The sequence below is a fragment of the Enhygromyxa salina genome (assembly GCF_002994635.1).
In the GTDB taxonomy this organism is placed as follows: domain Bacteria; phylum Myxococcota_A; class Polyangia; order Nannocystales; family Nannocystaceae; genus Plesiocystis; species Plesiocystis salina_B.
Genome location: NZ_PVNL01000120.1, coordinates 109,853 through 123,565, shown reverse-complemented (window position 1 = coordinate 123,565; position 13,713 = coordinate 109,853). Strand labels below are relative to the sequence as shown.

At 64.3% G+C, this 13,713-nt stretch carries 8 protein-coding genes; 7 read left to right on the top strand and 1 reads right to left on the bottom strand.

From position 1 onward, the window contains the following. Window positions 1-17 precede the first annotated feature (17 nt). Window positions 18-485, bottom strand: a complete 468-nt coding sequence (locus ENSA7_RS31755) for a hypothetical protein (protein ID WP_106093149.1) — start codon at window positions 483-485, stop codon at window positions 18-20. 593 nt (window positions 486-1,078) lie between these two features. Here ENSA7_RS31755 and ENSA7_RS31750 point away from each other — a divergent pair. From ENSA7_RS31750 to ENSA7_RS31725, 7 genes are all read left to right on the top strand, one after another. Then, on the top strand, window positions 1,079-3,337 hold the full coding sequence (locus tag ENSA7_RS31750; RefSeq protein ID WP_106093148.1) for a hypothetical protein: 2,259 nt from the start codon (window positions 1,079-1,081) through the stop codon (window positions 3,335-3,337). Continuing rightward, window positions 3,337-3,714, top strand: a complete 378-nt coding sequence (locus ENSA7_RS31745) for a hypothetical protein (protein ID WP_106093147.1) — start codon at window positions 3,337-3,339, stop codon at window positions 3,712-3,714. Before ENSA7_RS31750 ends, ENSA7_RS31745 begins: the two co-directional genes overlap by 1 nt. A 75-nt stretch (window positions 3,715-3,789) precedes the next feature. Continuing rightward, entirely contained in the window at window positions 3,790-4,164 is a 375-nt protein-coding gene (locus ENSA7_RS42705) for a hypothetical protein (RefSeq protein ID WP_146158365.1), read from the top strand. Window positions 4,165-5,036: 872 nt separating this feature from the next. Beyond that, window positions 5,037-5,903: a hypothetical protein gene (locus ENSA7_RS31740; protein WP_146158364.1), complete on the top strand. Its 867-nt coding sequence runs from the start codon at window positions 5,037-5,039 to the stop codon at window positions 5,901-5,903. Between the two features lie 834 nt (window positions 5,904-6,737). Beyond that, window positions 6,738-9,146 carry a type I restriction-modification system subunit M gene (locus tag ENSA7_RS31735; RefSeq protein WP_219908094.1) on the top strand — a complete coding sequence of 803 codons (2,409 nt, stop codon included), beginning with the start codon at window positions 6,738-6,740 and terminating at the stop codon, window positions 9,144-9,146. Next, window positions 9,143-10,375 (top strand): restriction endonuclease subunit S, encoded by a 1,233-nt coding sequence (locus ENSA7_RS31730; protein ID WP_106093145.1) that lies wholly within the window; start codon window positions 9,143-9,145, stop codon window positions 10,373-10,375. The genes ENSA7_RS31735 and ENSA7_RS31730 overlap by 4 nt, the downstream gene beginning before the upstream one ends. Continuing rightward, the gene (locus ENSA7_RS31725) at window positions 10,372-13,368 is read left to right on the top strand and encodes a type I restriction endonuclease subunit R (protein WP_106093144.1); all 2,997 of its coding nucleotides are present in this window, start codon (window positions 10,372-10,374) and stop codon (window positions 13,366-13,368) included. Before ENSA7_RS31730 ends, ENSA7_RS31725 begins: the two co-directional genes overlap by 4 nt. Window positions 13,369-13,713 lie beyond the last annotated feature (345 nt).

Sequence of the window (13,713 nt, the reverse complement as noted above, 5' to 3'; positions counted from 1 at the left end):
CCCCGTCAGCGGGTTCCTCATTCGTCGAAGCAGGTGACAGTCCCGTCCGCGTTCGTCACTCCGCTGTCGCACCAAAAGATATCCTGGACTTCGCAGTCGTTGGATCCGATGTACGAGTTCCAACAGATCCCTTGATTGCAACACATGAAGCTTGCGACTGGCTGGGACTGGAACCCCGGCTTGCACGGGAACGCCTCGCAGAAGTCGGGAACCTCGAAGTAGCAAGTCACCGCGCCGGTGGCCCACTGCTCCCCGAGTTCGCAGTAGAAGGGCTCGCCCGCAGAGCACCGACCATCCCGAGCGCCGACGCAGCTGCGCCCCTCACAGCACACCGTGTCGTCGTAGATCGGTGCACCATCGCGGTGAGGTTCACAGAGGATCGGCCGCCCCGTATCGGTGTAGACGACGTCGCAGAGATCGGGCGCCGCCCCACTGGTAGGAGTGAGCGTCGCGAAGAACGTGAGTACCTGTATTTTGGTGAACATGATGCTTCTTTCCGCCCGCGGATGGCGGGCAGCAGAAGCGTCGCACCGACGAAGCCCCTGCGGCCTCCGTCGCGGTCTCGCGGTCCAGTAGCGAGGCCCGCTGGGCATATGGTTCGACAGACGCAGCCTTGCAGCAGCCTAGCCCTGCAACGAACGCGGGGGGCGCCACCGGAATGACTGGGTGGGCGCCGGAAAAGTGCGGCGCCCGGCGACCTCGCCCGTCGCCACGGCTTGCCCGATGAGCGGCGGTGGCAGGTGGCTTGGGATAGCGGTGTCGCTCGCGGCCAGGCGCTTGGCCGTGTCGCGGCCAGCTCAACGACATCGCGCGCGTGCTCGCCGACCTGGGCCTCGCTGCCCGTCCGCTCCCACGGCCGAGACCAACTCGCGCACTAATTGCGGGCTGAATCCGAAAAACACCTCGAGTTCACGACGCCGGGCGTCATACGATGCTCCTCACACGGGTGCAGAACATACTGAGTTGAGCTGTCACTGTGCAGATCTGCGCAGGCTCGTAGTCACGTTCGCTAGACGAGGCACACATGAGATCCCCACCACACTCTGGATTGAGCGTTCTATTGGCCACGCTAGCGCTAATGGCCTGTGCCCCCGACGAGGTCATTCCGCCGTTGGGGGAGTCTGGCGGCACCGGGGGTGGGGACTCGGGCCCGCCACTGCCGGGCGGCGACGACTGTGACGAGAACTGGTACGCGATTGACGGCCCGCCCATCCCACAGGAGCTGAACGGACCCGAGGCGTTCGGCGGCTCGCTGGCCAACCATCAAAGCCGGATCGAGTTCACAGGCCCAGCCAGGCAGCCCGACCCGGTCGTGCCAACGCCGATCGACCCGGCGTTCGGCCAGATGAGCTTCGAGCAGTTCGCGGGGAGGTACGCCGAGCGTTTCGGCAACTACTGGTTTGTCGAAGGCGACCAGGCCATGACAGACGCCGACCTGCACGCGCTCTACGACAGACTGCACGAGCAGGCGAGCAAAGGCGCCAACCCGCCCGTCCCAACCGCGGCCGCCTACGCAGAAGGGGGCTTCGACGCCGCGTGGAGCTCGGGCCGCAAGCTCACGCTCACGTGGTGTGTCGGCTGGATTCTGCCGTCACTGTCCGCCAACGAAGAGCTACACGAAGAACACGTCGCGCTGCTGATCGAGACGATGGAGTGGGCCACGCGGGCCTGGGAGCGGGCCGGCGACGTCAACTTCGTTCACCTGGCACAGTACGACAGCCCGGAGGCACAGGCGTCGGGCCAGTGTCAGCCGGGCGATAATGGCATACACTTCCGTGTGCGCACCGGACCAGAGTGTACGGGGGCTTGCGGGGGCCGGGCCTTCATCGAGGCGCTCCCTCAGTACGAGTTTGAAGACCCAGCCAATAACGAGGAGGACGCCGAGATCGTGTTCGGACTGCAGCGCTTCTTCCAAAACGAGAATGAGGCGCGCATCAACGCGCTGCACGAGCTGGGGCACGTGCTGGGGTTCACCCACGAGCACCTGCGCTGGATCGAGGAACAAGACCCCGACAACGACGGCTGCAAGGCCCTTGGCCATATTCCCTGGCGGGGCCTGACCCCACACGACGGGAGCTCTGTGATGGCGAGCGACTTCTGTCCGGGCGTCAACACCAACGTGCCGTGGCTCTCGGCTTGGGATCGCCTGGGCGCGTACTATCAATACACGTGGGGTCGGCGGCGCGCATCGATGATGGGCCTGGTGAGCCAGGTCGACGATTTTGCGTACGATGGGCTCGGGCAGACGGGGATCCTGTGGCAGACCAGCCGCAGCGCCCGGATGCAGCGCTGGTCGTCGACCGGCGCGCCGGGGCAGCCGATCCAGTTCGCGGTGGAGGAACTGTGCGCGAATGGGAGCGCGCCCCCGTGTACAGATGGCTTCGACAGCGAGGGTCGGGTGCGGCCGACCCCGGCGCTGCTGAGCGGCAGCGCGTTCGATCTCGACGTGCTGTTTCATGGGCCGGGACCAGCGCTGGCGGACTCGTTGCTGCTCAACGACGGCGCGGGGCTCGACGCGGTGAACCTGGATCTGGATTGGTTCTCGGTGCCGGTCGTCGGCAGCTTTGGGCCAGGGAACGCAGATCAGATCCTGCTGTACCGGCCCGGGGCCGAGCAGGACGCGTTGCTCGTGCTCGAGGACGGCGACGTGGTCACGTACCCGATGAACTTTGGCGGGTATGCGTACCCGCTCGCGGGGCGGTTCCGCGGGTTTGCGGGCGGGCGGAACGACATCATTTGGTATGACCCTCAGAATAATGAGATGTCGTCGTGGCGGTGGACGAGCCTCCCGGAATTCGAGGTAGCGAGCCCGTTCGATGCCGGCACATTGGGCCTCGACGATGGCATGGAGTATACACCGGTGCTTGGCGACTTTAACGGCGACGCCATGACCGACATATTCTGGTACTCGGCCGGGAATGGCACGGATCTCATGTGGTGGTCGGAGAGTAGCAGTATCGACCTTTTCTTCGCTGCGGCCCGCACACAAGTCACTCACGACTATCGCCCATTTGTAGGGGATTTTGATGGCAACGGTGTTGACGACATTCTCTGGTTTGCTCCCTATGGTGAGGTGGTCGGGGTGACGTCCAAGATCTGGCACTTCACCGAGGGCCGGACCTACACGTCCCGTGTTCTGTCGACACGCAGGGACTACAGCCCCTACGTGGCCGACTTCGATGACGACGGCTGCTCTGATATTTTGTGGTACAAACCCGACGACCCGAGCCAGGAGAGCCCACTGTGGCGCTGCCTACCAAACGAAGCCGATTTTGCCTGCGAGCCGCCGGTCACCACACCGGCTGGGTATCCCGTCGGCTTCGGAGGAGGATACTGATGCGAGGTAAGTTCTTGTTCGTGTTGAGCCTACTGGTCGCGTGTGCCCCCCCTCCCGCGGACTCCGACTGCGAAGGCATGTGTCAACCCGCCGGACCGGAGTTCCCGGGGGTTGGCGAATGCAAAGAGGGCATCTGTTCCCCTACCTTTGCGGACTGCTCCATTCAGACCGACATCTCGACCTGCGCCGAGGCGTGCGAGGCGCAAGGGACCAGCTGTGTCGCCAACGGGTGTGGAGGGTACACGTATCAGCTCTACTACGACATCGGGCTTTGTGAGGACTCTGGGCAGACCGGTCATAAATTTGAGCACCAATGCGACGAGGCAATCGAGTGGCAATTCAACGGCGCGGTCAAGTGCTGCTGCGAGCAGGAGTAGGCCGGTTTTACCTGCGAGTCACCGCTCATCACACCAGCCTGGGTCCTATCCCGTAGGCGTCGGAGGAGCACACTGATGCGGAAGCAAACCCTGTTCATGTTGGCCTTCCTGGCCGCGTGCGGCCCTCGCGCAGACTCCGATTGCGACGGCATGTGCCAACCTGCCGGGCCCAACTATCCCGGCGTTGGGGAATGTAAGGAGGGCGTCTGTACCCCCACCTACGCGGACTGCTCAGAGAAGGGTGACATCGCTACCTGTGCGGAGGCCTGCGAGGCGCAAGGGAGCTCGTGCGTGGCCAACGGCTGCGGCGGGTATACCTATCAGATCTATACGGTCTTCGAATGGTGTGAAGATCCCGATCTGATCGGCCCGGAGATCGAGCGAGAATGTGACGAGCCGATCGACTGGCAGGTCAACGAGGCAGTCAAGTGCTGCTGCGAGCAGGAGTGAGGCATGAACACGTCTCCCGCACGAACTCGAGCCCAACCGGCTGGGTCATATCCCGTTGGCTTTGAAGGAGGATACTGATGCGAGGTGAAACCTTATTTGTGTTGAGCCTACTGGTGGCGTGTGGCCCCCCACCCGCGGACCCCGACTGCGATGGCATGTGCCAACCCGCCGGACCGAAATTCCCGGGGGTTGGCGAGTGCAAGCAAGGCCTCTGCACCCCTACCTACGGAGAATGTGCGACCCAAAGCAATATTTCGACCTGCGCCGAGGCCTGCGAGGCACAAGGGAGTTCATGCGTAGCCAACGGCTGTGCTGGATCTACCTACCGACTCTACTCAGTCCTGGAGTGGTGCGAGGACCCAGATCGGATCGGCCTCGCGTTCGAACACGAGTGTGACGACGCAATTGACTGGCAGGTGAACCAGGCGGTCCAGTGTTGTTGCACGCAGGAATAGGACTTACATCGCGCGCATGCTCGCCGACCTGAAGCCCTACCCCGGCATCGGTTGAGCTCTGGCTTCGTCGCCCGCATCTGAAGCTGCGCCCCTGGACCGCACACAAGCGGCTCGCCGAGCTCGCCGAGCGGAGCTTGCTCGAGCGCGACGGCAAGACCTTCGGCACGAGGCACCGACCGGCCAGAGAGCAGCCTGCGGCAGGGGCGCGAGGGTGACATGCCTGCGCTCGCGTTTGAACCAGGCGATCGCACCTCGAATGTGGATGTGCTCATCGATGAGTTCGCTGCGCACGATGAACCACTCTACGATTGGCGCCTGCACGCGGGCGAGGAGCCTCGCCCGAGCTGAAACAATTAGTTGGCACCACATGAGAAAAGTCGCGGCATCTTCACCATGAGTCCGTATGGTGTGCCCTCCATGGCAGTAGATCCTTCATCAATCGATCTGTCCGGCTATCGCACATTGTCGGTGCTCACGTTGAGCGGCAGCATCTCCGTCGGCAAGAGCCTGGTCGACGCAATGCCCGTGGGCGTCCCCGAGCACGTCAACGAAGCGGCGCAGCTGCTTGGGGACTGGGTCGACGAAGCCGAGAATGCGCTGACTGATCGGCTCGACGGCAAGGCCGACGCTGGGCTCGAGCGCTCCTTCGATGTGCTCGTGGATCGAATCTGGGTCGCGCTGCGTGCCCGGCTCGAGTTTTGGCACGTGTACCGCCACGAGGGCCTGGATCTGCTCAGCGACGAGGAGCTCGCCACCGCGGAGGTCGAAGCGCATCGCAAGCTGACCCGCGTCGCGGAAGAGCTGCTCGCGCGGCTGTTTGGCGACGGCGTCGACTTCTTGCGCGTCTCCTACCCACAGCAGGCCTCCCAGATGGCCGCCCGCCTGCGCTACATCGAGACTCGTGGCCTCCAGGCAGAGTTCGTCGAGCTCGTCGGCGCCGCGCCTGCCTCCCTCGCCCAGGTATGCCAGGGTCGCTATGAGGCCATGGTCGCCGCGCGCACGGCTCGCGACAACGCGGTGTCCGTCGACCTTCGCCCGCTGCGGTCCAAGATCCGCTGGGCCGCAGAGAACTACGCGAGCCTGCTGCTCTCCACGCTGCCCAAGCGTGACCAGGAGTGGAGCGAGACCGTGCTCGCAGCCCTGCAGCCGATGCTGGCCACCGACACCACGCGGACCAAGACCGACGCCGAGGCGGAGCTGGACGCAGGTGGCGACCTCGAGGGTGCTGAGCCGCCGGTCGTGGGGGATCTGGTGGATCCCGAGCCTCCGGCCGAAGGCGAGTGAGCCGGCGGTCTTGCTTGGCCTCGCTCGCAGCTGACCGCAGCGAACGGGGCGTCTGGCTAGGTTGATCTCGGATGGGGTGCCCACTGCCGCGGGGTCTTCCGACGTTGATCTCGGATGGGGTCCCCGCTGCCGTGGGGTCTTCCGACGTTGATCTCGGATGGGGTCCCCGCTGCCGCGGGGTCTTCCGAGGTCGATCTCGGACGGGGTGGCCCCTGCCGCGGGGTCTTCCGAGGTCGATCTCGGATGGGGTCCCCACTGCCGTGGAGTCTTCCGAGGTTGATCCCGGATGGGGTGCCTTCTGCCGCGGGGCCTTCCGACGTCGATCTCGGATGGGGTCCCCACTGCCGCGGGCTACTCCCGCGGTTATCGCGCCGCCTCTGGCACGGACAGCGTCGACGTCCGCGGACTTTCCGCCGACCACGGGACCTCCGAGAGCTACGTCGGTCCATGTTTGCGGAGCCCAAGGGGCAGCCGACGGCTACCTTCGCGGACTTCCCGCCGACTCGGGGGCCTCCGAGAACTACCTCGGCCCATGTTGGGGGAGCCCAAGGGGTAGCCGGCAGCTACCCTCGCGGACTTCCCGCCGACTCGGGGGCCTCCGAGAACTACCTCGGCCCATGTTGGGGGAGCCCAAGGGGTAGCCGGCAGCTACCCTCGCGGACTTCCCGCCGACCCGGGCCCAGCGGGAACTACGTCGAGGCCTATGCCTGAGGATCGACCGGCGGATCCCACCGCGCGCGAACCCGATCAGGAAGCTCAGCTCGACCCGCGCCGAGGCTGGCCTGCGCAAATGTACTGCAACCTGCGCGGCCGCGCCGGATACCCTGCGGATTCATGCCGCGCCCGACCAAGCGCTCTGCGCTGCGCACCCTCGCCAAACCCCGCCTCGCGAAGCTGGTCGAGCAGTTCGCGATCGAGATCTCGCCACGCAGCGCCGGCGCCAAGCTGATCGACGCGCTGGCCCGCGCCCGCAAGCTCTCGCTCGCCGAGCTGCTCGACCAGCTCAGCCGCGACGAGCTCAAACAGATCTGCCGCGCTCACCTGCTCGACGACAGCGGCCAAGCCAAAGCGCCGATCCTCGCCCGGATCCTGGCCGCAGCCGAGCCCACCCCCGCGAGCGCAGCGAAGCAACCCAAGCCGCTCGCGCCTGCCAAGCCCGTGATCGCCAAGCCGCCCCTGATGCCCACCGTGAGCCCTACCCCCGCGCCGGTCGCCGACCCCCAGCCGCGCCAGTTCAAGAGCTTCTCCGAGATCGCCGGCTTCATCTGGAGCGTCGCGGATCTGCTGCGCGGCGACTTCAAGGCCCACGAGTATGGCCAGGTGATCTTGCCCTTCACCGTGCTGCGCCGCCTGGACATGATCCTGGCGCCGACCCGCGAAGCGGTGTGGAAGGCCGACAAGCAGTACGCCGACAAGCCCGAGACCACCCGCCATCGCATGTTGCTGCGGGCCTCGGGTGGCGTTGGCTTTTACAACGTCTCGCAATTCGACTTCGAGCGGCTCACGGCTCCAGGCCCACACGCCGACAACTTCATCGCCTATATCAACGGCTTCTCCAACAACGTGCGCGACATCCTGGAGCACTTTCGCTTCACCGACCAGATCGAGCGCCTCGACAAGAACGACCTGTTGCTGCTGGTCGCCCAGAAGTTCGCGGGTGTGGACCTGCACCCCGACCAGGTCTCGAACGCGGGCATGGGCTCGATCTTCGAGGAGCTGATCCGCAAGTTCGCCGAGCAGTCCAACGAGACCGCTGGCGAGCACTTCACCCCGCGCGAGGTCATCCGCTTCATGGTCGAGCTGCTCTACGTCGAGGACGAGCAGCAGCTGGGCACCCCGCAGGTGATCCGCACCCTGTACGACCCCGCGTGTGGGACCGGCGGGATGCTGAGCGTGGCCGAGGAGCACCTGCTCGAGCGCAACCCCGACGCGCAGCTGCGTGTCTACGGCCAGGAGCTCAACCCCGAGTCGTACGCGATCTGTCGGGCCGACATGCTGATCAAGGGCGACGACGCCGAGCACATCAAGCTGGGCAACAGCTTCTCGGAGGACGGCCACGCCAAGCTGCAAGTCGACTACCTGCTGTCCAACCCCCCGTTTGGGGTCGACTGGACCAAGGCCGCCGACGCGGTCCGGGCCGAGCACGAGAGCCTGGGCGAGCGCGGCCGGTTTGGCCCCGGCCTGCCGCGCAAGAACGACGGCTCGCTGCTGTTCTTGCTGCACATGCTCAGCAAGATGAAGCCACCCGAGCAGGGCGGCTCGCGCCTGGCGATCGTGTTCAATGGCTCGCCGTTGTTCACCGGCGCGGCCGAGTCGGGCGAGAGCGAGATCCGCCGGCACCTGCTCGAGCACGACCTGCTCGAGGCGATCGTCGCGCTGCCGGATCAGATGTTCTTCAATACCGGCATCAACACATATATTTGGGTGGTCACGAACCGCAAGCCGGCCGCGCGGCGGGGCAAGGTTCAGCTGATCAACGGGGTCAACTACTTTCAGAAGATGCGCAAGTCGCTGGGCGACAAGCGCAAAGAGCTCGGGCCCCAGCACATCGAGCAGCTGACCGGCTTGTTTCGCGCGTTCGAGGACGGGCCGGACGTCAAGATCTTCGCCAACGAGGACTTTGGCTTTCGCCGGATCACCGTGGAGCGGCCGCTGCAGCTGGACTTTCAGGCCAGCCCCGAGCGGCTCGCCCGACTCGAGGACGAGCGCGCGTGGCAGGGCCTGGCCAGCTCGAAGAAGAAGGACAAGGCCGCCGCCCGGGCGGAGATCGCCAGCGGCAAGGCATTGCAGGCGCAGATCCGGGCGGTCTTGGGCGGGCTGGATGCCGCGCAGGTGTTCATGGATCGGCGCTCGTTTGTCGCGGCTGTGAAGGCGCAGGCGAAGGCGAACGGCCTGGTGATCGCGCCTGCGGTCATGAAGGCGATCCTGAGCGCGCTGTCGGAGCACAACGACGCGGCGCAGGTGTGCCGGGATAAGAAGGGGGAGATCGAGGCGGACACGAACTTGCGAGACTATGAGAATGTGCCGCTGACCGAGGATATCGAGGCGTACATGGCCCGTGAGGTGCTGCCGCATGTGCCGGATGCCTGGGTGGATCACGGCAAGACGAAGGTGGGGTATGAGATCCCGTTTACACGGCACTTCTATGAGTATGTGCCGCCCCGGGCGCTTGGGGTGATCGAGGCGGAGATCCTGGCGCTGGAGGATGAGATCCGCGGGATGCTCGACGGAGTGCTGTCATGAGGCACCCAATCCCCTGTCTCGGCACGCCGCCGTCCAACTGGCAAATCACACGAAACAGGAATCTTTTTCACGTCATCGACGAGCGTTCGATTGACGGCAGCGAAGAGCTCCTCACGGTGTCGCACATTACGGGGGTCACACCGCGCTCCGAGAAAGACGTCACGATGTTCATGGCTGAGTCTCTGGACGGCTACAAACGATGCCGTTCTGGGGATCTGGTCATCAACACGATGTGGGCTTGGATGGGAGCGCTAGCTGTCACACACGTGAGCGGCATTGTAAGTCCGTCGTATCATGTCTATCGACCAAAGAGCGCAAACATCCACTCGCGGTTTTTCAACTACTTTTTTCGCACAGCGGGATACATCACCGAGATCACCAGGAACTCCCGTGGCGTGTGGACGTCGCGCCTTCGCTTGTACCCGAGTGACTTTCTTGATTTGGAGTGTTTTGTTCCGCCGCTCGCGGTGCAGCGGGCGATTGCGGACTTCCTCGACCGCAAGACTGCTGCCATCGATGTGCTCATCGAGAAGAAGGAGCGACTCATCGCGCTGCTCGCCGAGAAGCGCGCCGCGCTCATTCACGATCGACTGTCGAACATCAAACACAGCCCCACCAAGTTGTCGTATCTGGTAGATTTGCTGCATGGATTCGCATATTCGAGTGACAGCTACATTTATTCGGAAGCCGAGCCTGATAGCACCCGACTGCTACGCGGCATAAACATATCGCCAGGGGCAACCCGCTGGAAAGACGTCGTTTTCCTGCCAAATCTCGACTTCTCGTCAGACATCTACAGCCTGCGCCCCGGAGACCTCGTCCTTGGTCTCGATCGACCTTGGATCGGCAGTGGGCTGCGCTTGGCCGAGATCGACGAGACTGATTGCCCGGCCCTACTTGTACAGCGCGTGGCACGGATCCGACCGCTGAGCGCACTGTGCAAACGATATTTAACATACACGTTACTCTGGTCACCGTTTCGCGCTCACATCGAACCGGAAACGACCGGGGTAAGCGTCCCCCATATTAGCCCCACCCAGATACTCTCGTATAAAATCCCATTGCCCAGTCGCGACGAACAACGAAGCATCGCCGAGCAGCTGGACTCGAAAACAAGCCAACTGCGATCCATGAGTGAGAAACTAGTCATGAGTGTCGCCAAGCTCAAAGAATACCGCCAATCCCTCATCACCGCCGCCGTGACCGGCCAACTCGAGATCCCCGCATGACCAAAGCAACCACCGAGGCCGCCCTCGAGCAAACCATCGAAGACCACCTACTCACCGCATCCGGCGGCTACCACCGCGGCGACCCAAGCACCTACGATCCCCTCCTCGCCCTGATCCCCGACGAGCTCATCAACTATGTCCAGACCACCCAGCCCAAGACCTACGCCGCGCTCGCACAGATCCACGGCGATCGCCTGCCCGCCAAGCTGCTCGAGGCGTTCGACAAGGCCACGATCGACAGCAGCCTGATCCACGTGCTGCGCCGCGGCTTCAAGTTCCACGGCAAGTCGATCAAGGTCGTCACCTTCCGTCCGCCGAACACCCTCAACCCGGACGTCCAGGCCCGCTACGCCGCCAACCGCCTGCTCGTGGTCCGCCAGGTCCACCATGACCCCAAGAAGCCCAAGGACTCGCTGGACCTGGTCCTGTTTGTCAACGGCATCCCGGTGGTCACGGCGGAGCTCAAGAACCACATGACGGGCCAGCGGGTCAGCCACGCGCAGCAGCAATACCGAAAAGACCGTGATCCCGACACGCAGATCTTCCGGTTCAAGCGCCGCGCGATCATCAATTTTGCCGTCGACCCAGACGAGGTGTTCATGACGGCGCAATTAGAGCGCGACCGGACACATTTTCTGCCCTTCAACCAGGGTATCGGCACGGCGGCCGGCAACCCTGCGGTGGAGGGCAAGCACCGAACCGCGTACCTGTGGGAGCGGATCTGGCAGCGCGACAGCCTGCTCGACATCCTGGCCCGCTTCGTTCACCTCGAGACCACCGACGAGCGCGAGCGGATGATCTTCCCGCGCTATCACCAGCTCGACTGCGTGCGCCAGCTCGAGACCGAGGCCCGCGACCATGGGCCCGGCACCAACTACCTGATCCAGCACTCGGCCGGCTCGGGCAAGTCCAACTCGATCGCGTGGCTGGCCCACCGCCTCGCCGCGCTGCACGACGAGGACCAGCGCAAGGTCTACGACGCCGTGGTCGTGATCACCGATCGCAAGGTGCTCGACCAGCAGCTGCAAGACACGATCTTCCAGCTGGATCACACCCGCGGCGTGGTCCAGAAGATCGACGAGAACTCGGCCCAGCTCGCCCAGGCCCTGACCAGCGGCGTGCCGATCATCATCACCACGCTGCACAAGTTTGGGTTCATCTCCGAGCAGGTCGGGCGGCTGCCGGATCGCCGCTATGCGATCATCGTCGACGAGGCCCACAGCTCGCAGACCGGCGACATGCGCAACAACCTCAAGGCGTTGCTGGCCGACTCCACCGAGCTCGGCGAGCGGGTCGCGGCGCTGGGCGACGAAGAGGACGTCGACGCCGGTCAGGATCTGCTGCGCGCCGCCCTGGCCCGCGGGCCGCTGCGCAACCTGTCCTTCTACGCGTTCACGGCCACGCCCAAGTACAAGACCCTGCGCGTGTTTGGGCGCATGAACGACGAGGGCAAGTACGTGCCCTTCCACGTCTACTCGATGCGCCAGGCGATCGACGAGGGCTTCATCCTCGACGTGCTGCGCGGCTACACCACCTACAGCCGCTACTTCAAGCTGATCAAGACGGTGGCCGCCGACCCGCGCCTCGACAAGAAGCAGGCGACCAGGGCGCTCGCGCGGTTTGTCAGCGCCCACCCCAAGGACGTCAGCGCCAAGCTCGAGGTGATCGTCGATCACTTTCAACGCCAGGTCCGCGCCAAGCTGGGCGGCCGCGCCAAGGCCATGATCGTGACCGCCACGCGGCTGCAGGCGGTCCGCTTCAAGCTGGCGTTCGACACCTACGTGGCCGACAAGAGCCTGGATCTGCGCGCGTTGGTGGCGTTCTCGGGCGAGGTCACCGATCCAGACGACCCAGCGACCGGCCAGCGGCCCTACACCGAGCCGGGCATGAACCCCCACCATGAGACCGGCAAGCCGATCGCCGAGAGCAGCTTGTCCAAGGAATTTGCAAAAGGCGGCTATCAGCTGTTGATCGCCGCCAACAAGTACCAGACCGGCTTTGATCAACCACTGCTGTGTGCCATGTACGTCGACAAGCGGCTCGCGGGTGTCCAGGCCGTGCAGACCCTGTCGCGGCTCAACCGGACCTACCGCGGCAAGGACGAGACCTTCGTGCTCGACTTTGTCAACGACCGCGAGCACGTCCTCGCCTGCTTCAAGGACTACTACGAGCAGACCACCACCGCCGATGACGTCGACCCGCAGCGCCTGTATGAGCTGCAGACCAAGCTCGAGCAGGTCGACGTCATCCACGAGCCCGAGGTCGATGCATTCGCCGAGATCTTCTTCATTCCTCAGGTCCGCCAGATCGCAAAGAACCACGGTCCGCTCAACAGCCTGCTCGACCCCGCGGTTGTTCGTTTCAAGCTCCTCGAGCCGGAGCCGGCCGAGCTGTTCCGCGACCACGCCACGGCGTTTTGCCGGCTGTACTCGTTCTTGGGCCAGGTCGTCCCGTTCTCAGACTACGAGCTCGAGAAGCTCTACGTCTATACCAAGATGCTGATCCGCAAGCTGCCGCCGCCCGGTGGTGGCCAGCCGCCCGTGGATCTGGGTGAGGACGTGGCGCTTCACTACTATCGGCTCGAGAAGATCGCCGAGGGTGACCTGGGCTTGATCGCCGGAGAGGGCGGCCCCGGCCTGCGAGGGCCCAGCGAGACCGGGACCGGACGGGTCAAGGCCGAGCAGGACGACCTCTCCAACCTGATCGCCCGCATGAACGATCGCTTCACCACCCAGTTCGACGTGCAGGATCTGGTCGACAGCGTGTTCACCCGCATGCTCGAAGATCCACAGCTGCGCCAGGCCGCCCAGGCCAATGACGAGGCCAACTTTGGCCTGGTCTGCGACCCACGAGTGGAAGGCACGATGATGGATCGCTACGACAAATATGGTGAGTTCCTCGACGACCTGTTCGACAATGAGGAGATGCGGGGCTTCTTCAATGCACAGATGCGCAAGCGTCTGTATGAGGCGTTCACCAAGCCCGCGACTTGAGCTCGAGCTCGTCTTCACGCCCGTGCCAACCGCCCGTACTCCGACGAGCGCCCGCGCGGGAATCGCGGGCATCGCGCCACCGCACGCTCGGGGTGCTCGTCGGCCCAACCGATGAGGTTGAACTGCGCGGGGGGCTGCGCTATGTATCTCGATGAATGCCAACTCCTCCACGAGCCCTCTGCTTGATCCTTTTGACTGCTGTCGCATGCGACCCAGAACCACACGCTCCGGGGGCCCCGGAGTGGATGGACGCCGAAGCAGTCCGTGCCGACGAAAGAGACCTTGTGGAGGAAGACCTCCGCCATGCCTTTGTGCGGCGAGAGGCGTACTTGTCGAACGGCCAAG